The sequence below is a fragment of the Kitasatospora sp. NPDC086791 genome, assembly GCF_040685975.1.
Classification (GTDB): Bacteria; Actinomycetota; Actinomycetes; order Streptomycetales; family Streptomycetaceae; genus Kitasatospora.
This window is the reverse complement of the sequence record NZ_JBFBOC010000002.1, coordinates 113,222-139,424: the sequence shown is the minus strand read 5'-3', so window position 1 is coordinate 139,424 and position 26,203 is coordinate 113,222. Positions and strand designations below refer to the sequence as shown.

Below are 26,203 nucleotides of genomic sequence, written 5' to 3'. Positions count from 1 at the left end.
CGAGGCCGACGGCGGCTGACCTCCGCGGACGGCCGCGGACGGCCGCCCCCGGCTCCCGCCCCCGGCTCAGTCCGCCGCGTGCACCAACTCCCCTCCCACGTAGGTCCGCAGCACCCGGGCGTCCGCGATCTCCCCGGCCGGACCGGAGAGGATGTCCCGGTCGAGCACGACCAGGTCCGCGAGCATCCCGGCCGCCAGCACCCCCGCGTCGTCGTGCCCGTTCACGTACGCGGACCCGGCCGTGTAGGCGGCGAGAGCGGAGCCCAGGTCGAGCCGCTGCTCGGGCAGGAAGACCCGCCCGTCGGTGGCCGCCGGCTCCATTCGGTTGACCGCCACGTGCAGGCCCGCCAGCGGGTCCGGGCTGCTCACCGGCCAGTCGCTGCCCGCCGCCAGGGTGGCGCCCGCGCGCTGCAGGTCGCCGAACGGGTACTGCCAGGCGGCGCGTTCCGGGCCGAGGAAGGGAATGGTCAGCTCGTCCATCTGCGGCTCGTGGGCCGCCCAGAGCGGCTGGATGTTGGCGATCGCACCGAGCCGCGCGAAGCGGGCCAGGTCGTCCGGGTGGACCACCTGGAGGTGGGCGAGGTGGTGCCGGGCGCCGCGCCGCCCGTTGGCGGCGCGGGCGGCCTCGACCGCGTCCAGCGCCTCGCGGACGGCCCGGTCGCCGAGCGCGTGGAAGTGCACCTGGAAGCCGAGCGCGTCCAGTTCGGCGACGTACCCGCGCAGCGCGTCCGGATCGACGAAGCTGAGGCCCGAGTTGGCGGTGGCGCAGCCGCAGCCGTCCAGGTAGGGGCTGGTCATCGCGGCGGTGAAGTTCTCCGCGATGCCGTCCTGCATGATCTTCACCGAGCCGGCCCGGAACCGTCCGTGGCTCAACTCCGCTCGTCGCCGGACGAGTTCGGTGATCTGTTCGGCGCCCCGGTCGCGCTGCCACCAGAGCGCGCCGGTCACCCGGGCGGTCAGCGCGCCGGAGCGGGCCGCGGTCAGGTAGGCGTCGGACGGGTCCGGCTGGCCGTTGAACTCGCCGAGCAGCGCGTCCTGCCAGCCGGTGATGCCGAGCGAGTGCAGCAGCCGCTGGGCGCGCAGCAGCCCGTCCAGCCGGTCGGCGGCGGTGGAGGGCGGCACCAGGCGGGCGACCAGCGTGGTGGCGCCCTCCTGGAGCATGCCGCTCGGGGTGCCGTCGACCTCGCGCTCGATCCGCCCGTCGGCCGGGTCGGGGGTGTCCCGGGTGAGGCCGGCGAGTTCCAGCGCCCGGGTGTTGGCCCAGGCGCCGTGGTGGTCCCGGTTGGTCAGGTACACCGGCCGGTCGGGGACGACGGAGTCGAGCAGCTGCCGGGTCGGCAGGCCGCCCTCGAAGCTCTCCATCGACCACCCGCTGCCGGTGATCCACTCCTGCCCGGGATTCGCCCGCGCGTAGGCCCGGATCCGCCCCAGGTAGTCGGCCACGCCGACCGTCCCGGTGAGGTCGCAGGCCGCCAACTCCGTTCCGCCGTAAACCGCGTGGATGTGCGCGTCCTGGAAGCCGGGCAGCAGCAGCTTGCCGGTGAGGTCCACGACCTCGGTCTTCGGCCCGATCAGCTCCCGGACCTCGTCGTGCCCGACGGCGGCGATCCGTTCGCCGACGACGGCCAGGCTGCTCGCCCTCGTCCGGGCGGCGTCACCGGTGTGGACGGGGCCGTGGGTGAAGACCAGATCGGCCTCGGTCATGGGTGGTGCTCCGTTCTCGCGTGTCTCGGATCTCGGATCTCGGATCTCGGATTCCCGTGCGCGTCCCGCCGCGCAACTCACGTACTTCCTAACGCGCTTCCGCGATTCCAGCGTCGCCCCGCTTCCCCGGGCCCGCCAGGAAGTACGGCGAGCGCCGCCGCCAGCGGGCCCAGGCCGCCGCCGGCAGCCCGGTGACGACCATCAGCGTCACCACGGTCAGCTCGAACCACCCGTTGTCGGCGGACAGTTCGAAGTGGTCGGCGGAGTCGTAGAAGCTCCAGGCGAGGTAGCCGCCGACGGCGAGCAGCGCCGCCGCGCCCAGCAGCGGGCCGACCACCGCGCGCAGTCCCTCCGCCGGGTCGGTGCGCAGCAGCCCGCGGAACCGGACGGCCGCGGCGATCGCGGTCAGCGCGTAGTAGAGGGCGACGATGATGCCGATCGCGTTGACGGCCGCCGAGATCAGGTCGTTGACGGTCGGGATGGCGATCGAAGCCAGGGCCAGGGCGACGGCGACGCCGGTGATCAGCAGGGTGCCGACGGCGGGGGTGGCGTGCCGGGGGTGCAGCCGGGTCCAGACCGGGCCGAGCACCCGGTCGCGTCCCATCGCGTACATCCCGCGGGCGGTCGGGATCACCGAGGACTGCAGCGAGGCCACCGCGGAGAACATCAGCGCGACCAACGGCAGTGCGGCGAGCGGCTGGTGGGCGAGCCTGGTGCCGAAGTAGGTCAGCCCGTGCGCGCCGTTGTCGGCCAACTCGTCCATCGGCAGAACCCGTTGGAACGCGGTGCCGGCCAGCAGGAAGAGCAGCAGCATCACCACCAGGGCCAGGGTGCCGCCCCGGGAGGCGTCACGCGGGTCGCGCACCTCCTCGCCGACGCTGAACACCGATTCGAAGCCCCAGTAGCAGAACACGGCCAGCACCATGCCCTGCGCGACGGCGTCGAAGGAGGGGATGTCGAAGGGGTCGAACCACTGTGCCGAGAACGGCTGGTCGCCCGCGAACAGCCCGTACCCGCAGAAGCCGAGCAGCACGGCGTACTCGAACACCAGCAGCGCCTTCTGCAGCCGGGCGGCCGTGTCCAGGCCGCGCACCGCGACCAGCGCGGCACCGACCAGGATCACCAGGCCGAGCAGGGTGCACTGGACGGTGGAGTCCGCGTCCAGCCGCAGGCCCGCGACGCTGCGCACGTGCGCCTCGTCGAGCAGTTGGACGATCGAGGAGCCGGTGACGGTCGTGGTGTACGCCATGAACACCACCGTGCCGACCGTGTTCACCCACCCGGTGAGGAACCCCAGCCAGGGGCTGAGGGTGCGCCCGACCCACCGGTAACTGCTGCCGGCGTCCGGCTCCACCGCGTTCAGCCGCCCGTAGCCGCCCGCGATCGCGAGCACGGGCAGGAAGGCCAGCAGCATGATCGCCGGCAGGTGCGCGCCGACCACCCCGGCCATCAGGCCCAGGCCGATCCCGATGCTGCTGGTGGCGGCCGTACTGGACGCGGCGATCGCCGCGCCGTCCAGCAGGCCCAGCGACCTGCGCATCACGACGCGGGAGCCGCCCGCGTCCGTTCTCGGGCCGCCGCCCGTGTCCTTCACCGTCGATGCCAACGGATCACCGCCTCGGTCGTGGGGTGCACGTGCGTGGGGGCACACATGCGCGTGGGGGCCGCGCGCACCGGAGGGACGCCGCGTACCGGAGGGGCGGTGCGCGCGGGAAGTGCGAGCCATGAAACAGCCGGCCCTCGCAACACGTCAATGCTGTTGTCATAAGGGTCGCCGCCCTCGCCCGACCGACCCACCCGGGGCGCCGGGCCGCGCCCCACGACGGGAGCCGGCGCCGTCGTGGGGCTCCTGTCGGACCCCGGCGCCACAATGGGGTCATGCCGTCCTTGGAGACCACCCCGAAGATCCGTGCCCGGATGAGCAAGCAGCGCAGTCACGACACGGGCATCGAGGTCACTCTCCGCAAAGCCCTGTTCGCGGCCGGTTTCCGCTACCGCGTGCACCGCAAGCCGCTCAAGGGCATGCGACGCGAGGCCGACATCCTCTTCGGTCCGGCGCGCGTCGCGGTCTTCGTCGACGGCTGCTTCTGGCACGGCTGTCCCGAGCACGCGACCTGGCCCAAGAACAACGCCGACTTCTGGCGGGAGAAGATCGAGAAGAACCGCGCCCGGGACCGGGACACCGATGCCCGCCTCGCCGAGGCCGGCTGGCTGTCGGTCCGCGTGTGGGAGCACGAGAGCGCCGTCGAGGCCGCCGAGCGGATCACCGCCCTGATCGACGAGCGACGGCCGAGGCACGGGCGGAGCGCTGCGGAAGCGACGACCGGGTACGTCGCTCCTTACGTCGCCGGCTAGACTCTGGCCACATGACCAGCTCGGACGCAGCCGCCTCGTTCCTTGTGAAACCGCACGTTCTGGACCTCTTCGCCGGTCCGGGCGGTCTCGACGTGGCCGCGAGGATGCTCGACGTGGAGTCGCTCGGCATCGAGTGGGACAAGGACGCCTGTGAGACGCGTTACGCGGCCGGGCTCAGGACGTGGCACGCGGACGTCAGCGAGGTCCGGCGGACGCGATTCGAGAAGCTTCCCGCGGATCTGAACGTCCTGGCCGGCGGTCCGCCGTGCCAGACCTACTCGGTGGCCGGGAGCGGCGCGGGGCGCAAGGCCCTGGAGAAGGTCAAGGAACTCATCCACCACTTGGTGGACGGGGTCGGCGAGAAGGAGATCGACGAGCGGTTGGAGGAGATGGGCGGCGATCCCCGGACCGCTCTGGTCCTGGAACCGCTCCGGTACGCGATCAAGGCCCTCGACTGCCCCAACCGGGACGGGCGGCCGTTCGACGTGATCGTCCTGGAGCAGGTCCCCGCGGTCAAGGCGCTCTGGGACGTCTACAAGGACGCGCTGGAGAAGGGCCTGCCCCGGGAGGACGGAACGCCGGTCCGGTACGAGGTCGCCGAGGTCAAGACCCTGCACACGGAGGCGTACGGGGTCCCGCAGACCCGCCGCCGCACGATCCTGATCGCACGGCTCGCCGGTCACGGCGTTCCTCCGCTCCCCGTCCCCACCCACCACGTCTTCAACCCGCGCAAGCCGGAGCAGGGCGGCCCCGACGACGCCCAGACCGCGCTGCCGGTGGACGGGACCACCACGCCGCTCAGTCCCTGGGTCGCGATGGGGGACGTGCTCGCGAGCCGGAAGGACCCCTTCGAGATCGTGTCGAACTACGGCAGTGGCGGCGATCCGAGGAATCGCGGCGTGCGGACGTTCAAGCAGCCGTCGTTCACCGTCACCGGGAAGGTCTCGCGCAACGCCGTCCGGCGGCACCCGAACGGCGAACCGCTCCACCCGGACCGCCTGACCATCGCCGAGGCCGGCAATCTCCAGACCTTCCCGCCCGACTACCCCTGGGCCGGCGGCAACCAGTCCCAGCAGGTGGGCAATGCCGTACCCCCGTTGTTCGGCATGCACGTGCTGGCGGCGGCACTGGGCCTGCCGGTCCCCCCGGAGGAGAAGCTCCGGAAGGACTGGGGCCGGCTCGACAGGAACGGGAAGAACTACGAGAAGCTCCGCACCGAGGGCTGCGAGGCTCCGGACGGTTGCGGCCCCGACTGCCCGAAGCCCGAGGATCAGGCCTCCTCCTCGGCTTCTTCCGAGTCCTCCCGCCCCCGGACCGGCGCGTCCGCGAAGAGGTCGGCGAAGTAGTCCGCGAGCGTGCTTACCGAAAGCTCCGGCGCGGGTTCCTCGTCGGGGCCGGTGGGGAGCACGTTCCGTGACACCTGGCGGGCGGTCTCGGCCTCGTCGATCCAGTCGAGCAGGGGACGGGGGTCACGCTCGGGGTGGTCGGGTGCGATCACGTCGTACATCAGCGTGGCGGCGGAGGCGTTGACGGCTCCGACCAGGGCGTTGACGCCGCGACCGGTGGAGACCTCGCCCTTCGCGACCAGCCTGACGATCGCCTGCGCGGTCGGCCGGTGGTTGATCACGGACATGCGCAGGGCGGTGTTGAGGATGTCCTGGTTGCCGCAGGCCGTGACCACCGGGCCGTAGTCCGGGCCGTCACGGAAGAGCTCGGCCGCCCACCAGAGACGGGAGAAGGCCTGCTTGTGGTACGGCCCCCGGAAGCGGTCGGCCGCCACCCTGGCCGCCTTGCCGTCCTTGGGCTCGGCCAAGTGCCGCCAGACCACGTAGTCCGGGGCCACGCCGAGGGCCAGGTGGTTCCAGAAGCCGGCGGCGGCCGCCTCGCGGCGGGTGAGTCGGAGGGCCGCGTGCAGCCGGGGAGCCAGCCAGGCGTCGGCCTGGGGGGGCTTGAACCCGTTGGTCCGGCAGTAGGCCATGGCGTCCTCGACCAGGTCCCGGACGGGCCGCAGCTCCCCGCGCCGGTCGGCGTGCGGGAGCGGTTCGGTGACCCGGTCGAGCCTGATGCCCGGCACGTTCTCGCGGCCGGTGAGCAGACCCTCGGTGACGAAGTCCGCGGCCTCGGCGCCGGACAGCAGGCCGAGCCGCTCCGGGAGGTGATCGGGCCGGCCGGTCATGCGTCGTCCCCCTGCGTGAGGCGTTCCAGGTCGAGGATGGTGGTGGAGAGCGTCCGGGGGACACCGGCCCGCCGGGAGGCCGCGTAGTGGATCCGGGACTGGAGTTCCCCCCATCCGGCGGCGGACGCTTCGGTGCGAGCCGTGTGGACCGCCCGCAGGGCGTCCTCCGGCGGGCGGTCGGAGTACACGTCCGGGAGCATCTCCCGGAGCACCTCGCCCTGCCAACCGTGCGGGAACACCGGAGTGCCGTCCTCCTCGACCTCCAGGTCGCCGACCGCCGAGTGGAAGACGGCCGTCCAGACCTCGGAGCACATCTGGGCGAGCAGGAGTTCCCGGACTGTCTTCTCCGGGCCGCTGCCGCCGTCGGCGCCGATCAGGTCGCCCAGCCCGTCGAAGTCGGAGTTGACACGCACGGCGGGGATCCGGCCGGTGGTGTCGACCAGCCAGGGCGAGTCCTTGAACCGCTGGAGCCGGCTCGCTCCGGACCCGAACCTGACCATCTTGACGTCGAGTTCGCGGGCGAGCGAGGGCACCGCCTCGATCACGTCGACGAACCACTCCACGTCGGAGGTGGCGATCACCCGACCGGGCACGCCGTCGACGGTCGCCACGACGTGCACCGTGAGGGAGGCGCGGTCGAGGAGGTCGCACCGGTACAGGTACAGCTCGGCCGTCCGCGCGCGACCGTCCTCGGAGACCGCGGAGAACTCCGCCGTCGTGCGGGTGTTGGTGGCACGCTCGGTCAGGACCGCGACGGCCTTGACGTTCTGCCAGGGCCCGGACGGGTCCAGGGCCTTGGCCGGGAGTTCGGCGGAGAGGCGGAGCCGGGCCCGGGCCCAGTCGGGGCGGTCCTCGTCCGGTCCGAGGGCGACGACCCGCTCGACGGTGGAGAGGTACTTGCTCTCCACGTCGTCCCAGGGCTCGCCCTCGGCCTTGAGCTGGGCGCTGTCGACGCGCCAGGACACGTTGCCGGTGAGCCGCCGGTAGGGGTAGACCTTCACGCCCGCTCCCCCTTTCCACTGCGGAGTTCGACGACGAGTCCGGTGAGTTGGGCCCGGACCGGGTGACGGGACACGTCGGTCACACCCCGGAAGACTGCCTTGCGACTTCCCGGCGACAACTGCAGGGCCCCGTCGACGACCTCACAGCCACTGACGGCGACGAGGTCCTTCCAGGGGGCGGCCGGGCGTGGACCGGAGCGCACGTCGAACTTGGCGACCGGTGTGACCGGACGGTCCGTGTCCACCCCGGGTGGCACCCGGAGATCGACGGTGACCGACCAGGCTCCCGTCTCGTCGATCAGCGCGTCCACGTTGTCCAGCTCGGGCAGGGCCGAGACCACGGCCGGACGCGCCTTCTTCGTACCGCCACCCACCTTGAGCCGGCCGGCGATCTTGGCCTCCCCCCCGTTGCGGCGCTTGGCCTTGGGCAGGGCCACCAGGTCGCGCACGGCGGTGTTCGCCGCGGCGGTCAGAACGGCGATGCGCCGGTGGGCGGAGGGCGAGTAGGAGAGGCGCAGCTCCTCCGTCTGCCCCCACTTGTTGTGCTCCGGCGGTTCGGACGCCCGGAGGAACTCCTCGGCGGCCTCGGCGCCCGCGGCGTCCGGGCCCGCGGCTCGGCCGGTGAGGAGGATGGCCTGGAAGGGGTTGGTGCCGACCGGGATGTTGGTGACGGCAGTGTCCTTGACGGTCATGCGGTTGCCCCGCATGGAGACCAGTCGGTTGGGACGACCGTCGGCGTCCTCGGCGCCGGTGACCAGGACCACCGCCTCGTGCGGCACACCACCGCGCACCTGACCTCCGTGAAGGGGCACGTTGAGCGAAACGGTGGCTCGGGCGACCTGGCCGGGGCCGGTGAGCCGATCGACGGTGCCCCCCTCCAAGAAGGACCGCAGGGCGCGGGTACGAGAGGGTTGCGCGACGGACGGGTCGACGTGCTCCTCGGGAATGAGCACCTCGCCGTTGCGGTACGTGCGGACGGACGCCTCCAGGTGCGGCTTGTGGTCACCGCCCCCGGTCATCGCGGCCCAGAAGTTGCGGCCGAGTGCGTCGACCAGCCGGGCGTGCATGCGGTGGACCGAGTCGTCGTCCTCGGTGTTCTCCTCTTCGTCCGCGGCACCGTTGACGGACACCAGGCTGGCCACGTCATGGGCGCCGACGATGAGGAAGGACGTACCGGGAGCCGCACTGTCACGGGTGAGATGGAGCCCTTCGACGACCTCCTCGTCGGCCCACCAGGAACGGACCACCTCCCCGGATTCGGTCGTCGGGTCGGGGCGTCCGAACCAGGCCGGACCGGCACACGCCCGGCCGTCGACCTCGCGCCAGGGCAGGTCGAGCCGGCCGATGAGGCGCCGCTCGGTGCGGCCCTCGTGGGGTTCGGAGAGGGTGGAGTTGACCAGCACCAGGCCGAGCCGGCTGGTGGCCCACAGGGTGGCCTTGCCCAGGCCGTAGGAGCCGCCCGCGCCGAGGTCCCGCTTGTGGCTGTCGAGTTGTCGACGGACGACGGCGGCGAACAACCCGTCCCCGTAGTCGTCACCGGTCAGGCCGGTGGCGTTGTAGTCGTCGACCCGGAGGAGTACCAGCCGGTCGTGCTGGTACATGTCGCGCAGTCCGGCCGCGATCGTGCGCGAGACCTTGCTCTGCTTGCCGCCGTCGGCGGTGAGCGCCTCGTAGTGCGGGCGCAAATCCTCCCACCGGATGGCCTCGCGGAACCGGGCGAGGGCCTCGCCGGTGAGTTCGTGCAGGGTGTAACGGACCCGGACCGGCTCGGCCCGGTCGAGGCGCGCGTCCAGGCTGTTCTGGGTGGCCTCGCGGGCGAGCACCGAGACATCTGCCTCGAAGGCGAACGCGGCGGCATTGCCGTATTCGCGGCCGCCGTCGCGATGGGCCGGCCGGTGGTACCACTGGACGGGCAAACCGAGTTGGGCATCGGCGCTGCGGGTGTGGATGGTCTCCAGGTCGGTGTTGAGCACCTCGGCGATCAGCCGGATGGTGTCGTCCCGGGGAACGGAACGGCCCACGATCCAGGCCGAGACCGCGGCCCGGGTCACGCCGAGGTCCTCCGCCAGGTCCGTCTGGCTCTTCCCTGCGTTCCTGAGCTGGCGCGCCAGCCAGGGGCCGAAGTCCTCAGCCGCCTTCACGTCCGTCCCACCTGCTTCCGCATGGCTTGTTTCACGAGGTGGGAGCCACGCTACCGCATCGCTGTTGACAGCGACACCCCCTTGTCAACCACCCTTTGACAGGTATCGCCCACAGCGAGAACAGGCGTCGAACGCGATCGAAAGACAAAGCCGGGAAACCCCTCCCGTCCGCCCGAATCGTCCCGGGAAGTCCGAGGAAATCCCGATTTCTTCAGGGCGGGCATGCCGTCGGAATCCGGCTTGCGTGCCGCCGGAATCCATGGAAGGGTGGTTGCCACTTCCACGGCGGACGCCACAGGAAGCGGCCCTGGGACAGGGCCGGGCACGTCATGCTTTCCTTGGGGGGAATTCTTTCGGCCGCCTCCGGAATCCTCGCGGATTCCGTGCATTCCCGCGCGCCCCGTTCCCTCCTGCACCACCTCGCACCAATTCGTCGCGTACGTCCACGAAAAGCGAAAGCGCAGGTACCTCGGTGTCCCCGAAGAACTCCCCACTCCACCGCATGCGTTCCATCGTCTCCCTGTACGACCGGATCGCCGACGACGACCCGCAGTCCCTGGGCGCCTACCTCTACCTGTACGACATCGACCACGACATGGTCGCCTCCTACCGGAACGCCATTCGCGACGCCGACGCCCGGGCCCGTCGCCCGCGTCGGAACCCGGGCCACGGTCGGCGCACCGTCCGCCGCACCTGCTGCACCGTCATGTTCGGTATGCGTCGCACTCGCTGACGTCAAGTCCGATGCCCCGCGCCGCCCACCGTCCCCCCGCAGCCGAAGTGGAACCATTCGTGGCCGACCCGCAGTCCCCCGTGATCCGCACCGTCGTCGAGCAGTCCCTCCGCGTCCTGGAGACCTACGCGATCGACCCGGGCCTCATCCCCGAACACGCCAACGGCGAACGCCGCATCACCCAGGGCGGGTACGGCGACCGGCAGCTCTTCGAACTCGTCCAGAACGCGGCCGACGAGATGTTCGGCGAGCCCGGCGGTCGGATCCAGGTCGTCCTCACCGGCACGCACCTGTACTGCGCGAACCAGGGCGCCCCGGTGACGCCCGAGGGTGCCGAGACCATCCTGCGCATGAGTATGTCCCGCAAGCGCGGTGGCCAGATCGGCCGCTTCGGTGTGGGGGTGAAGTCGGTCCTGGTGGTGACCGACGCACCCGAGTTCTTCAGCCGCAGCGGCAGCTTCGGCTTCGACCGGGCCTGGTCGTACGAGCTGATCCGGAACGTTCCCGGGGTGCGTGAGCGGCTCGGCGAGGACTTCGAGGCGCCCGTGCTGCGGATGGCCCGCGAGCTGGACATTGCGGCCGAGCGCCTCCGGGACCCGGTGCTGGACGAACTGCTGGAGTGGGCCACCACGGTGGTCCGTCTGAAGCTGCTGCCCGGCGCCGCCGAACGGCTGTCCAAGGACATGCACGGCCACCGGGGCACGGCAGGTCACGACACCCGCGAGGAGTTCCCCTCCGGCTTCCACCTGTTCTCCCCGCACGTGGGTCAGGTGGTCCTCGAGGACCGCCGGCCCCGCCCGGTCGTGCGCCGGGCCCTGCGGTCCGAGCGGGACGGCAGCCTGCACACGGTCCAGGAGGAACGGGTCGGCAAGCCGCCGGCCGGCTCGCAGTGGCGGGTCTTCGGTTGCACCCACGAACCGACCGAGGCCGCCCGCCGCGACGCCGGCGAGCTGCACGACCGGCTGTCCATCGACGTGGCCTGGGCGGTCCCGGCCTACCGCGCGGACGAACGGACCGGCCTGCTCGGCGCCCCCGACGCCCGGGGGCGCGGCAGGTTCTGGTCCTTCTTCCCCACGAAGTACGAGATGACCCTCAGCGGCATCCTGAACGGGGCCTGGAAGACCAACGAGGACCGGCAGAACCTGCTGGACTCCTCGCCGTTCAACGTCGAGATGATCCAGGTCGCGGCTCGCCTGGTGGTCGAGTCGCTGCCCGAACTCGCCCCTGCGGAGGACCCCGGCGCGTACCTCCCGCTGCTGCCCGGCCGTTCCAAGGGGGTGGAGACGATCAGCTGGGCCGACCGTCTGCTCACCGAGCAGATCTGGGCCGCCACCGCCGTGCGTCCGTCGCTGCCGGACCAGGACGGCGTCCTGCGCGCCCCCGACGAGCTGGACATCCACCCGGATCTGGGGAAGGACGGCACTGCGGTCAACCGCTGGCTGCGGACCTGGCACGCCTACCCGGGACGCCCCCGCGCCTGGGTGCACCCCTCCGTCGAGGCCACCGATCTGCGGGCGGGCAAGGTCCAGCACATCCTGAGTGCCGCCGGACGGCAGCGGGCCTCGGTCGTCGCGTGGCTGGAGGCGCTGGTCTCCGACGGTTCGGCGGAGGCGTCGGCGACGGCCATCCGGATCGTCGCCGACATGATCGCTTCGAACGCCGCCTGCGCCGTCGAGGCCAGGAAGGCCCGGATCGTGCTCACCGAGGAGCACGGGTCGGTCGCGCCGCTGGGCGGTGTGGTGTACCGGCGCACCGAGGAGGACGGTCTGCCGGAGTCACTGGTCTACGTCGACCGGGCGCTGTCCGACGACCCCTCGCTGCACTCCGCCCTCACCACCCTCGGCATCCAGGAAGCCGATGTCCGCGGGCGCTTCGTGAGCGTCCTCGACCAGGGCTTCGACTCGTACGGCACGCAGGAGTGGGGCCGCTTCTGGGAGTTGTTCCACCGGGCGGGCGCGTCGGTGGTGGGCCCCGAGGTGACCAAGCGGGTCTCGGCGCCGACGGAAACCCTGATGGTACGGACCGAGGACGGCCGCTTCCGCCTCGTGCGCGACTGCATGCTGCCCGGGGTCGTCGTCACCGCGGAGAGCGACCCCGAGATCGCGGTGGACATGGACTTCCACTCCGACGACATCGGCTTCTTCCGCGAGTTGGGCCTGCAGGACCGCCCGACCTCCGGCCACCGGCCCGAACAGGAGCCCTGGTTCGAGGAGTACCGGGAAGCCCTGCACAAGGCGTACTGCCGCACACTGGACGACCGGGCGAGCCGGCCGACCCTGGCCAGGACCAGGATCGAGGGCTCCCCCGTCGGCGGGCCGCTGCACCTGCTGCCCCGGCTCTCGGAGAACGCTCGCGCGGCCTTCCTCCGGGCGCTGCCCGAGAACGCGCTGCCCAGGGACTGGACGCTGCGGATCGGGGCCCAGGCCGACACGAGTCGGCCGATGGCGTCGCCGATCCGCTGGATGCTCGCCCGCCACGGCCGGGTCGAGACCTCGCAGGGCCTCAAGCCCCTCAAGGAGGCCGTGGGACCGCAGCTGGAGGCGTACCGTGACGTGCTCCCGGTGGCATCCATCAGTACCGAGAAGGCCCGCAAGCTCCTGCTCCCGGACAGTGTCGAGAAGGTCCGCCCGCAGCAGTGGGCGCAGCTCCTGGAGAAGCTGCAGGAGAGCGAGGACGACGCATTCGTCGGCTCCACCTACGCCCTGCTGACCCGGTTGGAGATCGACTTCCCCGAGGGATCGCTGACCCGTTGCCGGGTCGGCGGGGCCTGGGACGCCCGGGAGGACGGCGAGATCGCCGCCGCCGCGGACCCGGAGGAGTACCGCTCGCTGCGGGCCGAGCGGGTGCCGGCGCTGCTGATGCCGGACCAGGAGTCCGCCGACCTCATGGTCGAGCGGTGGGGCATGCTGCGCCACGACGACGTCATCACCCGGGAGACCCGGCACGAGTCGAACGTGGAGCCCGTTCCGCTGGCCGAGGAGTTCCCGACCCTGCGCCAGAGGATGGGCACCGCGGTCGGCACGTACTCCCTGCTGCGCTGCTCCGCGCTGGAGGAGGTCCTCCGCACCCCGAGCGGTCCGAAGGCGAAGGCGCTGGAGAGCGCCCGCCAGGGCAACGTGATCAAAGTCGTGGACTCGTTGGACCGCCTCGGCACGCTCCGGGCCGTGGACCGTGAGCTGGGTCTGCGGATGGGAGAGGCGGCCTGCCGGGCGGTCCTGGACGCCCAGGACCGTCAGGAACAGGACGAGCAGCTGCGGTCCGCGTTGAAGGCGATCCGTGAGGCCTCGGACGTGACGGCCAAGCTGGAGCTGCTGATCGGCGCGGAGGCGTTGCGCGACCGGCTCCCCGCCGGCCTGATGGAGGCCGAGCGCCAGGAGCTGGACGGGCAGGAGCCCACCGGGCGACGGATCGCGCAGATGGCGTTCAACGCGCACGGCGACACCGTGCTCAAGACCCACGCCCGCGACATCCAGGAGCGCATCCCGAACGCCCCGTCCTCCTACACCGGAGGGTCCGCGGCGGTCTCCTTCGTCGCCGATCTGGGCCTGCCCACGCCCTTCGCCGGCTACCGGGCCCCCGCGCTCGAACAGAGCCTCACCGTGGAAGGCCCCCGGGACTTCCCCCGACTGCACGACTACCAGGAACGGCTCGCCCTCAACATCTTCGAGATGCTGGACCGGTTCGCCCCGCAGCGCGCCATGCTGTCCCTGCCCACCGGCGCCGGCAAGACGCGGGTCACCGCCGAGGCCGTCATCCGCTGGGTCAAGCAGACCGGTGCGCTCAGGGGTCCGATCCTGTGGATCGCCCAGACCGAGGAACTGTGCGAACAGGCCGTGCAGAGCTGGCAGTTCGTCTGGAGCCGGGCGGGTGCGCAGGACCGGCTGACGATCAACCGGCTGTGGACCTCGAACGAGGCGGCCCCGGTCACCGACGGGCCGCAGCTCGTCGTCGCCACCGATGCCAAGCTCCGGGTGTGCCTGGACACCGACCGGTACGCCTGGCTGCGGGATGCCGCGCTGGTCGTGGTGGACGAGGCGCACGTGGCGACCAGCCCGAGCTACACCGAGATCCTGAACCTGCTCGGGCTGACCCAGCACCGGACCGAACGCCACCTGCTCGGCCTCACCGCCACCCCGTTCCGCGGCCACAACGAGGAGGAGACCCGCCGTCTGGTCAACAGGTTCGGCGCGCGGCGCCTGGACGAGGGCGTCTTCCCCTCCGGCGACGCCTACGGACACCTCCAGGAACTGGGTGTGCTCGCGCGGGTCGAACACCGGGAGTTGACCGGCGGCACCATCGAGCTGTCCCGCCAGGAGCGGGAGAGCGCCGAGCAGTTCAGTCTGCTGTCCAAGGCCGCCGAACAGCGGCTGGCCGACGACCACGACCGCAGTCGTCGTATCGTCGCCGAGGTCGCGGCGATGGACGAGGACTGGCCGGTGCTGGTGTTCGCCACCTCGGTGGAACACGCCAAGTACCTGGCGGCCAGGCTGATGGACCACGGCATCTCCGCGTCCTCGGTGGACTCCACCACCTCCGACAACGACCGTCGGGCCCGCATCCGGGACTTCCGCGACCGGAGGATCCGGGTGCTCACCAACTACGGTGTCCTCACCCAGGGCTTCGACGCCCCGGCCACCCGCGCGGTGGTCGTCGCCCGCCCCGTCTACAGTCCGAACGTGTACCAGCAGATGATCGGACGCGGTCTGCGCGGCCCCCGCAACGGCGGCAAGGACACCTGCCTCATCCTCAACGTCCGGGACAACATCCGGAACTTCGACACCGCCCTCGCCTTCACCCGGTTCGAGCACCTCTGGAGCGCCCGGTGACCCCCGCCCCCGAGGACGACCCCGTTCTCACGACCGAACAGCAGGCCGTGGTGGACCGGCCGTGGGACACCCGCCTCCTGGTCACCGCCGGCGCGGGCACGGGCAAGACGCACACACTGGTGCGCCGCATGGACGCGCTGGTCGGCCACCCCGATCCGGACGAGGCGTTGGAAGCCTCCGAGCTCCTGGTCCTCAGCTTCTCCCGCGCCGCGGTCCGCGAGTTGCGGGACCGGATCGCCCGGCATGGTGAACACGCGCGGCGGGTACGGGTGCAGACCTTCGACTCCTGGGCGTACTCCCTGCTGCTGCAGGCGTACCCGGACGGGAACTGGTCGACGCTCTCCTTCGACGAACGCATCCGGGCGGCCACCGACGCGATCGGCAAGGGCGCGCTGGAGTCCCTGGAGTCCGGCCCGCCGACGCACGTGATCGTCGACGAGGTGCAGGACCTGGTGGGCGCGCGTCGGGACATGGTGGAGTCGCTGCTCGACCGGCTCCAGGACTCCTGCGGGTTCACCCTGGTCGGCGACCCCGCCCAGGCGATCTACGACTTCCAGATCGAGGACCCGGAGGAGTACGCCGACCGTACCGACCTGTTCCTGCGCTGGGTGCGGATCTCCTACGCCGACGACCTGGTGGAACTGCGACTGACCCGGAACTTCCGGGCCGTCACTCCCGAGGCGCGCACCGCGCTGCCGCTCGGCCCCGCCGTCCAGGGCATCGGCACGGCGCCGGAGGGCGCGGACGCGGCGGCCGAACGGCTGCACGGGAAACTGCGCGAGCTCCTGCTCGATGTCCCCGACCTGGGCCCGCTCGCCGACTCGTTCACCCTGGACTCGCTGCGTTCCTTCCCCGGTACCTGCGCGGTCCTGTGCCGGGACAACCGCCAGGCCCTGGTCGTCTCGGAGCTGTTGCACACCCAGGGGGTCCCGCACTCCCTGCGCCGCTCGCTCCAGGACCGACCCGTGCCGTACTGGGTCGCCGAGGTGCTGCGTCGGACTCCGGCCGCCACGCTCGCCGAGGATCGGCTGCGCGAGCTGCTCGCCCGGATCCCGCTGCCCGAGGGCACCGACCTCGACCGGATCGGGCGCTCCCTGCGGGTGGCGGCACGCGGCGCCGGTCGGGGCACCCTCGACGTGGCGCGGCTGCGCGCACTGGTGGTGGAGCGCCGTTTCCCCGACGAACTGGCCGACCCTGAACCGGCCCGGCTCGTGGTGTCCACGGTGCACCGCTCCAAGGGCCTGGAGTTCGACCGGGTGGTGCTGCCGGCCCCACCGACCGTGGCCGAGCTGCGTCGTCGCACCGACGACCTCGACGTCCCCGCCGAGGCTCGGGCCCTCTACGTGGCGATGACCCGGGCCAGGGAAGACCTGTACCGGATCGCCGCGCCGGACACCGTGACGGTGCTCAGGCACAAGCCGACCGGCCGCTGGTACCGGGGGGTGCCCAACCCGAGCCACCGGTGGCGACGCGACGGTGTCGAGGTGCGGGCCGGCGACGTGGAGTCCCTGGAGCCCGCCGACGCCCCGACGGACGCTCCCGGCGCCCAGGCGTACCTGCTGGACCGGGTGCGACCGGGGGACGCGGTGACGTTCCGGCTGCGCGACACCCTCCCCATGGGCCCCGCGCAGAGCCCCCGGTACGCGCTGCTGCACGAGGGGCGGGAGATCGGCGACGCCTCCGAATCCTTCCGGAGCCAGCTGCACTCCGTCCTGAAGGTGGGCCCGACCTGGGAGATCCGGTGGCCCGAGGAGATCGCCGGTCTGCGGATCGACTGCCTGGAGTCGGTGGCGGGCAGCCCAGCCGCCGGGACCAACGCGGGCCTGGGCGACCACGGGGTGTGGATCGCCCCACGCATCAGCGGAATCGGACGGTTCCGGCGCGCCGCCGGAACCGAGGAGGAGCAGGAATGACCATCCACGCAGGGCACGCCGGGCACTACGAGGTTCGCGAAGACCTGGTGGCCGGGCTCCGCCGGGAGCTGCTGGGCCCCGACGTCGACGCCTCCGCGGAGGACCGCGGCGAGGTCCTGGACCAGGACGCCCCGATCACCCGCTACCCCGTCGGGGTGCTCTACCCCCGCCCGGCGGACCCCGAGGCCGGCCGCCGGCTCCTGGAGGACGCCGCCGAGCAGGACGGCCTCGACGAGGAACCCGTGAGCAGGGCCGACAGCCCCGACGAGTCCGCGGCGGCGACGGATCGCCCCGACTCCGGCGACCGTCGGCCGTCGAGTGTCGGCCTGACCTTCGCCGTCGACCTCGCCGTGTGCCAGGAGATCGTGGTCTCGGCCCGCGCCGCCGTCTACGAGCCGGAGGACGCCGAGGGGCGCAAGGTCTCGGCCCGCCGCAGCGAGGCCCGCACCACCTCGGACCAGCGGGAGCGTTGGCGCCGGGTGGAGCTGGACCTGCCGGACACCCCGGTCGACGTCCGGTACCCGGGCCGCGGAGCCTCGCGCGACCTCGGCGACACGGCCCGGTTGGAGGTGCACGTGCGCCCCCCGTCGCCGACGACCGGCACGGTCACCGTCACGGTCGCCCTGGTCAACATCCGGAAGGTGGGCGAGCGGGAACTGCAGGACGCCTTCGCCCTCTTCCAGACCGGGCTGACGGTCCGCGCCGGCAACGGGTCGAGCGCGTTCGTGGAACGCCCGACCGCCCGGTCCGCCGTCGATCCCGAGCTGGAGACCAGCCGGCTGCTGCACCGGCACGCCCCCACCTTCGCGGCCGGCCACGGCTGCGCGGCGGTGTGGGACTGGACCCCGCCCCCGATCGGCCTCACCGACGTGGTGCGGGCGGGCGTGGCCGAGGTGCGCACCGAGTTCGTGCCCACGTACGAGGTGCTGCTCACCGACTCCAACCCGACGATCGACGCCGAGGCCCTCACCATGCTCGGCCTCGCCGAGGCTGGCGACGCCGAGGTGATCGCCGCCCTGGAAGGGCTGGCCACGGGCTACGAACGGTGGATCGAGCGGAAGCGGGACGAGGCCGCCGCGCTCGCCGACACCTCGTACGAGCGGGCCGCGGCCGACCAGGTCCGTGCCTGCGGCGAGGCCCTGGAGCGGATCCGCGGGGGCATCGCGCTGCTGCGCGACAAGCCCGACCTGATGTGGGCGTTCCGACTGGCCAACCGGGCGATGGCGACCCAACGGGCCCGGGCCGCCTGGATCAAGAAGGGCCGGATCGGCGAGCCGGACCCGGCCTCCGCCCGCTGGCGCCCGTTCCAGATCGCCTTCATCCTGCTGTGCCTGGCCGGGGTGGACGATCCGGAGCACCCCGACCGGGGAGTGTCCGACCTGCTCTGGTTCCCCACCGGTGGTGGCAAGACCGAGGCGTACCTGGGTCTGATCGCGCTGACCACCTTCCTGCGCCGGAGGCGGCTCGGGCCGGCCGGTGGCGGGGTCACCGTCCTGATGCGGTACACCCTGCGCCTGCTGACCCTGCAGCAGTTCGAGCGTGCCGCGATCCTGATCTGCGCCATGGAACGGCTGCGTCTGGAGAACCTCGAGGAACTGGGCCACGAGGAGATCTCCCTCGGCATGTGGGTGGGCCGCTCCGCCACGCCGAACACCTTGGACGTGGCCGCCCGGCAGCTCGACGCCGCCCGCGCCGGCCGGGTGCTCCGGACGGAGAACCCCGTCCAATTGCACGCCTGCCCGTGGTGTGGCACCGCCCTCGACGCCCACCGCTACTCGGTGGACCGGGAGGCCGAGCGGATGGACGTGCGCTGCCCCGGGACGGACTGCGAGTTCTCCGACGGGCTGCCCGTGCACCTGGTCGACCAGGCCGTGTACGCGGCCCGGCCCACCCTGGTGATCGCCACCGTCGACAAGTTCGCCTCGATGCCGTGGCGCGAGAGGACCGCTGCCCTCTTCAACCGGGACCGTCAGGACTCCACCCCGCCGCCGGAGTTGATCGTCCAGGACGAGCTGCACCTGATCTCGGGACCACTGGGCACCCTGACCGGCCTGTACGAGACGGCCGTCGACGTGCTCGCCGACCGCCCCAAGGTGATCGCGTCCACCGCGACCATCCGCCGCGCCGCCGAGCAGGGCAGGGCACTGTTCTCCCGCGAGGTCCGGCAGTTCCCGCCCGCGGGCCTGGACGCCCGCGATTCCTGGTTCGCCGTGGAGACTCCGGCGAGCGAGAAGGCGTCCCGCCGCTACGTGGGGCTGCTCGCCCCGGGCACCAGCCAGTCCACCCTGCTGATCCGCACCTATGCGACGCTGCTCCACCAGGCGATGCGGGCCGACACCACCGAGGACGTGCGCGACGCCTACTGGACGCTGGTCGGCTACTTCAACAGCCTGCGTCTGCTGTCCGCCGCCGAACTCCAGGTCCACGACGACGTCGTGGCCTACCTGGACCACCTCGCCGATCGGGACGGGTGCGACCCTCGTTCCGTCGGCAATCAATCCGAACTGACCAGCCGGGTCGACGCCAGCGACATCCCGGCCCGCCTGAAGCAGATCGAGCGCAGGCTGACGGACGGTGACGCGGCGGACGTGGTCGACGTGCTCCTCGCCACGAACATGATCGCCGTCGGCGTGGACGTGGACCGGCTCGGTCTGATGGCCGTCATGGGCCAGCCGCAGACCACCGCCGAATACATCCAGGCCACCAGCCGGGTGGGCCGCGCCCACCCCGGTCTGGTCGCGGTGATGCTCAACGCGGGCCGTTCCCGGGACCGTTCGCACTACGAGAACTTCCAGCACTTCCACTCGGCGCTCTACCGCGAGGTCGAGTCCACGTCGGTGACGCCGTTCTCGGCCCGCGCCCGCGCCCGCGGTCTGCACGCCGTAATCGTCGCCCTGGCCCGCATCGCCATCCCTGCGGCCCGCCGGGACGAGGACGCGGGGAGGATCCACCTCTTCCGGGACGAACTGCGGGAGACGATCCGGCCCCTGATCCTCGAACGGGTCGGAAGCGTCTCCCCGAAGGGGACCGCTGCCAAGGAGATCGCCCACGTCGCCGCGGCCTTCGACGAGTTCGTCGACTGGTGGTACGACGAGGCCGAAGCGCACGGCGGTCTCTACTACGAACCGAAGCGCGGGCGCTCCGTCCCCTCGCTGCTCAAGCCCTACGACGACGCCCTGGAGGACGTCGAGGCGTGGGAGACCCTGTGGTCCCTGCGCGACGTCGACGCCGAGTCCGCCCTGTTCATGGAGGCTTCCCGATGACCCCGCCCCCGTCCCGTCGCCGACGCGGCACCACCGGCTCCACCGCACCGACCCGCAACCTGCCCCGCCGCGGTGCGATCCGGCGTGCCCAGGCCATCACCACCTACGGCGTGGGGTCGCTGATCGCCGTCGACCAGGAGTCCTTCATCGTCGCGGGCATCGACGGCGCTGCGGAACAGTGGCCCCGCGACGAGGCCCCGGTGATCCGCGAGCCCCGCCTCGCCCGGGTGCTGGGTGTAAGCCACTTCCGCCTCCCGCCCGCCTCCGGCGACGACAGCCGGGACGGCATCCGGGTGCGCCGCTTCCCGCTCTGGCACCACTGCCCGGAGTGCCACGCGCTGGACCACGTCGGGAAGTTCAATTCCCCACCCGGACGCAACGAGTGCGGCGAGTGCGCCGAGCCGCTGGTGCCCTCCCGCTTCGTGGTCGCCTGCGAGGACGGGCACGTCTCCGACTTCCCGTACCGGGACTGGCTGCACCGCAAGCGGCGCGGCGAGGGCGCGGCCGTCTCCTGCGACGGCCGGATGAGCCTCCGGTCCTCGGGCCGCACCTCCTCGCTCCGCTCGGTGGTGCTCTCCTGTTCCTGCGGGGTGCCGGAGGTGTCCATGGAGGGCTCCTTCCGGGCCGGCGCCCTCAAGACGGAGCTGAACATCGGGTGCAGGGGAGAGCGTCCGTGGCTGAAGGACGCCCCGAGGCTCGACTGCTCCCTGACGCCCCGGACCCTGCAGCGCGGTTCCTCCGCCGTCTGGCAGCCGGTGCTCCGTTCGGCCCTGTCCATCCCGCCGTGGAGCGATACCCGGGTGAACGCCCTGGACAAGCACTGGGACAAGCTCCGCGGTTGCACCAGCCTCGTCGAGATGGAGATCCACCTCAAGCACATCTTCGACGGGATGCCGTCCCCGGTGAGCGCCCGGGAAGCCTTGGACCTGGTCGCCGCGATGGAAGCGGAGGACCCCTCCGGAGAGGACACCCCCGACCGCGACCAGGAGCAGCGCTACCGGGCCCTGCGCGACCTGGAGTACCGGCGCCTGTGTGCCGGCAACCCGGAGGAATCCGACCGGCACACCGAGCAGTTCGTCTGCGAGCCGCCGATCGGCGACGAGAAGCCCCTGATCGGGCTGGGCCTGGTCACCCCGATGCTGGCCAAGAAGCTCCGTGAGGTCCGCGCCCTCAAGGCCTTCACCCGGGTCATCGACCCCGAGACCTCCGCCGAGGGCCACGAGGCGCAGCTGTCCCTGGCCCCCACCGACTGGCTTCCCGCCATGGAGGTCCACGGCGAGGGGGTGTTCCTCCGGTTCGACGAGGAGAAGATCGGCGGCTGGGCCGAACTGCCCGTCGTCGCCGCCCGCGTGGCCCGCATGCGGCGCCGCCACCAGCAGGTCCTCACCGAGCGGGCCTCCGACCCGACCCGGGTCCCGCTCTCCCCCGCCGACCCGCGCATGGTCCTGCTGCACACCCTCGCGCACGTGATGATCAACGAGTGGAGTCTGGACTCGGGTTACCCGGCGGCATCGCTACGCGAACGGATCTACTCGGGCGACGAGATGGCCGGTGTGCTGATCTACACGGCCACCAGCGACTCGGCCGGGAGCCTCGGCGGACTCGTCGCCCAGGGCGAGATCGACCGGCTCGCGCAGGCCGTGCGCTCGGCCGTGCACCGGGCCGAGTGGTGCTCCGCCGACCCGCTCTGCATCGAGACCGAGATCTCGGGTACGGGCGGCACCAACCTGGCCGCCTGCCACGCCTGCGTGATGTTGCCGGAGACCAGCTGCGAGTACAACAACGGCCTGCTCGACCGGGCCCTGCTCGTGGGCACCCCGGAGGACCCGTCGATCGGCTTCCTCTCGCACCTGCTCGCCCACTGAGCACCGCGCCGGTCACCCGGGTGGTGATCCGAGCGGGACGGCACCGACGGTGCCGTCCCGCCCCGGTGTCACGGTTCCCGCGCGGCTCGGGTCACCGACGGTCCTGTGCCACGGGTGCGGGCCGACCCAACGCGGCTCGGATCGCGAGCCCGAAGGCCCGGGCCACCGGGGGCGGCGACGCGTGGCCCACCTGCCGGTAACGGAGCGTCTTCCTGCCGGCGAAGGACCAGTCGTCGGGGAACCCCTGCAACCGAGCCGCCTGCTCGACGGTCAGCTTCACCATGTCCGTGCCGTCGGGGGACGGGTCCCACCGGTCCTCCGGCCCGGGGACCTCGTCGGCGACGGTGCCGCCGTTGACCCGCATGCGGGCCCAGGAACGCTTCGACCCGGTCGGCCCGAGATCGGGTCCACCGCGGTTCCAGGAACCCCCGACCAGGGTCGGGGCGACCTCGTCGGCCTGCGCGGCCCACGCGGCCGCGTGCGGCCATCCGCGGGCGGCCATCGAGGCGCCCAACGCCTCCCCCACGGTCGGCGGCGGCTCGGTGTCACGCGCCGGCGGAACGAAGTCACGCATGGCGCCCCCCTTCAGCGCCACCAGGATCCCCTGCTTGCGGTCCTGGGGCACACCGTGCCACGTCGCGTTGACGACGAACCACTCGTACTCGTAGCCGAGGTGTTCGAGTTCGGCCTCGACCCTCGAGCGGATGGGTTCGTACGCGGGCTTGGCGGCCAGCTCGGAGACGTTCTCGATGAGCAGGGCGCGTGGCTGCACGCCGTGCAGAAGCATGACGGTCGCGTCGAGCAGCCGGAGTTCCTCGTCGCTGTCCTCGCGTCGCACCGCCGCGCTCGCCTTCACCCGGGGCAGGCCGCCCGCCAGGAGGTCCACGTCGTAACACTCCTGGTGCTCCTCCGGAACGAAGTCCAGGAGGTCGGTCTCCAGGACCTTCCAATCCGGGCGGTTCAGCCGCAGCGTCTCGCAGGCCACGGGGCGGTTGTCCAGGAGCAGTACGGGATCGAACCCGGCCTGTTCCAGGCCGAGCGCGAGACCGCCCGCCCCTGCGCAGACGGCGAGGCAGCTCAGGCGTTCGGGGAGGGACTCTTCCATGATCACCATTTGTGCTCGTCGGGAATCTCGGCGAAGGCTGACGCCCTGGGCCATCGATGATCGCATCTCCCCTGGGAGGAGTCGATGGTCAGGATGCGTACCGCAGGGCCCGTACCGCGCGGTTCCGTCGAACCACGGGATCTCGGAGATCCGGATCGAGGTCCACGGCGAAGCCGGCAACGCTGCGGCGACCCGCCGCCCCGGAAGGCCCGGGGCGTTGAACTCGGCTACTCCCAGGGCTGGTTGACGTGTTCGCGGGCGCGAGGGGATCGGATTGGTCACGGTTCGCCGGCGGGTGGGGGCCGGTTCCGGCGGTGGCGCTAACGTCGCTTGCCAGCGGGGAAGTTGACGCAACGGGGTGAGGTCATGGCGATCCGCGTCCGCAGCACCGCACGTCGTGTTCACCGCTCGGGGCCGGCCCGGGCCGCCGTGTCCGCGGGTCTGGTCCTGGGGCTCGGCACGGGGTGTGCCGGGCACGGTCCGGGCGGGTCCGCGCAGCCCACGGTCGCGGTGGTCGTGACCCGGACGGTCACCGCCACGCCGTCGGCACCGGCACCGGCTCCGACCCCGGTGACCGGCGCGCCGCCGGTCGCGGTGCCCAGCACCCCGGCCGTCGTGCCCCCGACGTCCGACCCGTCCGGGCCGGTGAGCGCGCCGCCCCCGGTGCGACCGAGTCCGGTCGTGACCACGGCCGCCGGCGGCGGCGCCTCGGCGCTGTGGGGCGCCCAGTTCCACGGCACCGCGCAGGTCTCGGTCCAGGTGTACGACCACTGCTCGGTGGACGGCAGCCGCAGACCCTCCGGGTCCCAGACGTACTCGATGCCCGCCACGCTCGCGCTCGACCGGCCGCGCGAGGGCGGCGGCCAGCGGGAGGGGAACCCGTTCACGCTCGTGCTCTCCGTCGGCCAGCCGTCCCAGGTGGGCGCGGTGTCCCTGTGGTCGTCCGGCGTCTTCGCCGCCCCCTCCGGGCAGCTCCTGCTCACGTTCTGGAAGCTGTCCCGGGACGGCGGCACGCTGCGCGGCCAGCTCACCGACGCGCACACCCAGGAGGGGGCCGGCCTCAACCTCGTCAACTGGTCCGGCCCGCTGGTGGCCTGCCGCCCCGAGCTGGGCACCCTGCCGATCGGCACGCCGCACCAGGTGGCCGTCGGCACCGGCCTGTCCGGGCGGCTGACGGCCCAGAGCGCCTCCCTGGCCGTCAAGGGCTCCTCCGGTGACGGCGTGCTCGACTTCTCCATCGACTTCACCGGGAGCCGCTGACATGGACGACACGGACATGGACGACACGACGCTCGGCCGGTGGGGCACGCACGTGGCGGTGTTCGCGGCCCCGGACGAACAGGACCTCGCCGCCGACATCACCCTCGCCTACGCCGCCGGCGGAAAGGCCCGCCGGGACCTGTTCCGCGGGGCCGGACGCGCGCCCGGCGGCATCGGCGGCGGCCTGGCCACCGTCCTGCCGCAACTGCTGGACGCCCTGGCGTTCGCCGCCCGGGAGGTCGAAGCCGCCTCGGGCAGCCAGCAGTTCGCGAACGCGGTGTCGGCGGCGGCCCTGCTGGTCAGCCTGCGGCGCCGGCGCGACGCGGACGCCGGGCGCGCCGAGCCCGGCACCGGCCCGCGCACGCCTCCCGACGCGGCCGCGCACGCCGCCTTCCGGCTCGCCGCCCGCCTCCGGGCCCACGGCCTGGCGGAGCAGGACACCGAGCGGCTCGCCTGCGAACTGCTGGCCGGCCTGCTGGGCGCCTCCGACCCGAGCGGCGCGGCGGCCGAAGCCCGGCCGCCGCGGGGCGTCCTCGGGTGGCTGCGCCGGTTGTTCGGCCCGGGCACCGCTCGCCCCGGGGCGGGCGGGGGGCCGAGCGGCCCCCGGACGGGCGGTGGACCGAGCGGCCCCGGCGGTCGTGGGTGAGACGCCCGTTCGGGCCGCCGCCGTGGCTGTGGCTGCTGCTGGGCCTCTACCTGGCCCAGCTGCCGGGCGCCGTCGGGTGGTGGATCGCGCAGGGCAGGGATCTCCTCGGCCTGGGCGCCTACCCCGCCCAGCTCGCCGCCACCGGCGGCTTCCGGGCGCTGCTCGCGCTGTCCGTCGCCCAGTTGGCGCCCGCCGCACGCGCTCTCCTGGGACGCCTGCCCCCTCCGCGGACCCCGAACGCCGACGGCACGCCGTTCCCGCGCGACGCCCGCGAGCAGTGCGCGCGCCCGCGGGTGCCGCGCGACTACCGGCACCCGGACTCCGGCACCCTCACCCTCACGGTCTCCCGGATCCGCACCGCCGAGCCGGCCCGCCGCCGCGGCTACCTCGCGCGCCGGATCTCCTACCTGGGCACCTCGTACGCCACCTACCTCGGCCAGGTCTACGCGAGCCCCTTCCCCGCCCGCACCGACCGCGTGGTGCCGGACAGCACGGTGGCGCCCGGCAGCGAGCAGCAGGAGATCGCCCGGTACCCGCTCACCGACGGCACGGCCGGCAACGTCCGGCCGTGCGCCTTCTGGCACCACCGCCCGCACGAGCTCCAGGTGCGCCCCAACCGCGCGGGCCCGCACGACATCCTGCTGCCGCGGAACCGTCGCGACCCCGCCACCCCGCTCTCCGGCGCCCGCCGGGTCCTCGCCGCCTTCGGCCCCCCGGGCCGCCATGGTCACCCTGGACGCGTCCGGCCACGGCGTCGACTTCACCGACCCCCGCGTCTCCACCCCCTTCACCACCTTCCTCCTCACCGGCCGCCTCCCCGGCTGGCACTCCGACCGGGCGCCGACGCCTGCGCCGCGGCCGCCTCGCCGCGGCCGGCGAGGCGGCCAACTGGGCTGCTGTCGCGGGACGGTGGGGTTTCGGGCCGGACTCGCGGGAGGGTATGCCGGTGCGAGGTCGGGGGGTTATGCTCGCGCAGTGCCGCCTGCCCGATCGTGGCTGATCCCGGGGGGAATCAACGCGTGCGCGATCCCCTTTCCCCGTTCCCGCTCGTCCGCGGATCCGCTCGACACCACGGGGATTTCGCGCCGATACCGGGGCTCGGTACCGGGGCTCGATACCGGACCGGATTTCCGGGTTCCTCCTCCCTCTCCCCGAATTCGGCGCAGCGACGACGGCGTTGACGGCGGCGGGCCGCGCGACCCGATCGAACCGATC

Annotated in this window: 16 protein-coding genes; 10 read left to right on the top strand and 6 right to left on the bottom strand. The window is 72.5% G+C overall.

Annotation, left to right across the window (positions count from 1 at the left end):
• Positions 1–66: 66 nt before the first annotated feature.
• Positions 67–1,704, bottom strand: coding sequence for an amidohydrolase (locus AB0Q99_RS04605; protein ID WP_363568446.1), 1,638 nt, complete (start codon positions 1,702–1,704; stop codon positions 67–69).
• Positions 1,705–1,792: 88 nt separating this feature from the next.
• Entirely contained in the window at positions 1,793–3,244 is a 1,452-nt protein-coding gene (locus AB0Q99_RS04600) for an APC family permease (RefSeq protein WP_363569246.1), read from the bottom strand.
• 338 nt (positions 3,245–3,582) lie between these two features.
• Here AB0Q99_RS04600 and AB0Q99_RS04595 point away from each other — a divergent pair, with 338 nt between their 5' ends.
• Together AB0Q99_RS04595 and AB0Q99_RS04590 are read left to right on the top strand one after the other, a co-directional pair.
• Positions 3,583–4,059, top strand: coding sequence for a very short patch repair endonuclease (locus tag AB0Q99_RS04595; protein ID WP_363568444.1), 477 nt, complete (start codon positions 3,583–3,585; stop codon positions 4,057–4,059).
• An 11-nt stretch (positions 4,060–4,070) separates the two neighbouring features.
• Positions 4,071–5,405, top strand: coding sequence for a DNA cytosine methyltransferase (locus AB0Q99_RS04590; RefSeq protein ID WP_363568443.1), 1,335 nt, complete (start codon positions 4,071–4,073; stop codon positions 5,403–5,405).
• Here the strand turns inward: AB0Q99_RS04590 and AB0Q99_RS04585 are convergent.
• From AB0Q99_RS04585 to AB0Q99_RS04575, 3 genes are read right to left on the bottom strand one after another with little or no spacing between them, the layout of a single operon-like run.
• Complete coding sequence (locus AB0Q99_RS04585) at positions 5,330–6,235, bottom strand: DUF6339 family protein (RefSeq protein WP_363568441.1); 906 nt, start codon at positions 6,233–6,235, stop codon at positions 5,330–5,332. The genes AB0Q99_RS04590 and AB0Q99_RS04585 overlap by 76 nt on opposite strands.
• Positions 6,232–7,236: a hypothetical protein gene (locus AB0Q99_RS04580; protein ID WP_363568439.1), complete on the bottom strand. Its 1,005-nt coding sequence runs from the start codon at positions 7,234–7,236 to the stop codon at positions 6,232–6,234. Before AB0Q99_RS04580 ends, AB0Q99_RS04585 begins: the two co-directional genes overlap by 4 nt.
• Positions 7,233–9,377 carry a helix-turn-helix transcriptional regulator gene (locus AB0Q99_RS04575; RefSeq protein WP_363568437.1) on the bottom strand — a complete coding sequence of 715 codons (2,145 nt, stop codon included), beginning with the start codon at positions 9,375–9,377 and terminating at the stop codon, positions 7,233–7,235. Before AB0Q99_RS04575 ends, AB0Q99_RS04580 begins: the two co-directional genes overlap by 4 nt.
• Before the next feature lie 502 nt (positions 9,378–9,879).
• Here AB0Q99_RS04575 and AB0Q99_RS04570 point away from each other — a divergent pair.
• From AB0Q99_RS04570 to AB0Q99_RS04550, 5 genes are read left to right on the top strand one after another with little or no spacing between them, the layout of a single operon-like run.
• Complete coding sequence (locus AB0Q99_RS04570; RefSeq protein ID WP_363568435.1) at positions 9,880–10,110, top strand: hypothetical protein; 231 nt, start codon at positions 9,880–9,882, stop codon at positions 10,108–10,110.
• A gap of 59 nt (positions 10,111–10,169) precedes the next feature.
• Complete coding sequence (locus AB0Q99_RS04565) at positions 10,170–14,936, top strand: DEAD/DEAH box helicase family protein (RefSeq protein ID WP_363568433.1); 4,767 nt, start codon at positions 10,170–10,172, stop codon at positions 14,934–14,936.
• On the top strand, positions 14,933–16,849 hold the full coding sequence (locus AB0Q99_RS04560; protein WP_363568431.1) for a UvrD-helicase domain-containing protein: 1,917 nt from the start codon (positions 14,933–14,935) through the stop codon (positions 16,847–16,849). Before AB0Q99_RS04565 ends, AB0Q99_RS04560 begins: the two co-directional genes overlap by 4 nt.
• The gene (locus AB0Q99_RS04555) at positions 16,846–20,112 is read left to right on the top strand and encodes a helicase-related protein (protein ID WP_363568429.1); all 3,267 of its coding nucleotides are present in this window, start codon (positions 16,846–16,848) and stop codon (positions 20,110–20,112) included. Before AB0Q99_RS04560 ends, AB0Q99_RS04555 begins: the two co-directional genes overlap by 4 nt.
• A complete protein-coding gene (locus AB0Q99_RS04550) occupies positions 20,109–21,977 on the top strand; it encodes a DUF1998 domain-containing protein (protein WP_363568427.1) in 1,869 nt (622 codons plus the stop codon). Before AB0Q99_RS04555 ends, AB0Q99_RS04550 begins: the two co-directional genes overlap by 4 nt.
• A gap of 91 nt (positions 21,978–22,068) precedes the next feature.
• Here AB0Q99_RS04550 and AB0Q99_RS04545 read toward each other — a convergent pair whose 3' ends face one another.
• Positions 22,069–23,082, bottom strand: a complete 1,014-nt coding sequence (locus tag AB0Q99_RS04545; RefSeq protein WP_363568426.1) for a DNA cytosine methyltransferase — start codon at positions 23,080–23,082, stop codon at positions 22,069–22,071.
• A gap of 681 nt (positions 23,083–23,763) precedes the next feature.
• Between AB0Q99_RS04545 and AB0Q99_RS04540 the strand changes: the two genes are divergently transcribed.
• Genes AB0Q99_RS04540 through AB0Q99_RS04530 form a run of 3 tightly spaced genes read left to right on the top strand, consistent with a single transcriptional unit; the run spans position 23,764 to position 26,169 of the window.
• Complete coding sequence (locus AB0Q99_RS04540; RefSeq protein ID WP_363568424.1) at positions 23,764–24,342, top strand: hypothetical protein; 579 nt, start codon at positions 23,764–23,766, stop codon at positions 24,340–24,342.
• Between the two features lies 1 nt (position 24,343).
• A complete protein-coding gene (locus tag AB0Q99_RS04535) occupies positions 24,344–24,988 on the top strand; it encodes a hypothetical protein (protein ID WP_363568422.1) in 645 nt (214 codons plus the stop codon).
• Entirely contained in the window at positions 24,985–26,169 is a 1,185-nt protein-coding gene (locus tag AB0Q99_RS04530; protein WP_363568420.1) for an alpha/beta hydrolase, read from the top strand. Before AB0Q99_RS04535 ends, AB0Q99_RS04530 begins: the two co-directional genes overlap by 4 nt.
• The last annotated feature ends 34 nt before the right edge of the window (positions 26,170–26,203 follow it).

What these genes read in the sequence shown, in the direction of transcription:
- AB0Q99_RS04605 (WP_363568446.1), bottom strand. Translation starts at nt 1,704, where the DNA reads ATGACCGAGGCCGATCTGGTCTTCACCCACGGCCCCGTCCACACCGGT.
- AB0Q99_RS04600 (WP_363569246.1), bottom strand. Translation starts at nt 3,244, where the DNA reads ATGCGCAGGTCGCTGGGCCTGCTGGACGGCGCGGCGATCGCCGCGTCC.
- AB0Q99_RS04595 (WP_363568444.1), top strand. Translation starts at nt 3,583, where the DNA reads ATGCCGTCCTTGGAGACCACCCCGAAGATCCGTGCCCGGATGAGCAAG.
- AB0Q99_RS04590 (WP_363568443.1), top strand. Translation starts at nt 4,071, where the DNA reads ATGACCAGCTCGGACGCAGCCGCCTCGTTCCTTGTGAAACCGCACGTT.
- AB0Q99_RS04585 (WP_363568441.1), bottom strand. Translation starts at nt 6,235, where the DNA reads ATGACCGGCCGGCCCGATCACCTCCCGGAGCGGCTCGGCCTGCTGTCC.
- AB0Q99_RS04570 (WP_363568435.1), top strand. Translation starts at nt 9,880, where the DNA reads ATGCGTTCCATCGTCTCCCTGTACGACCGGATCGCCGACGACGACCCG.
- AB0Q99_RS04555 (WP_363568429.1), top strand. Translation starts at nt 16,846, where the DNA reads ATGACCATCCACGCAGGGCACGCCGGGCACTACGAGGTTCGCGAAGAC.
- AB0Q99_RS04550 (WP_363568427.1), top strand. Translation starts at nt 20,109, where the DNA reads ATGACCCCGCCCCCGTCCCGTCGCCGACGCGGCACCACCGGCTCCACC.
- AB0Q99_RS04545 (WP_363568426.1), bottom strand. Translation starts at nt 23,082, where the DNA reads ATGGAAGAGTCCCTCCCCGAACGCCTGAGCTGCCTCGCCGTCTGCGCA.
- AB0Q99_RS04535 (WP_363568422.1), top strand. Translation starts at nt 24,344, where the DNA reads ATGGACGACACGGACATGGACGACACGACGCTCGGCCGGTGGGGCACG.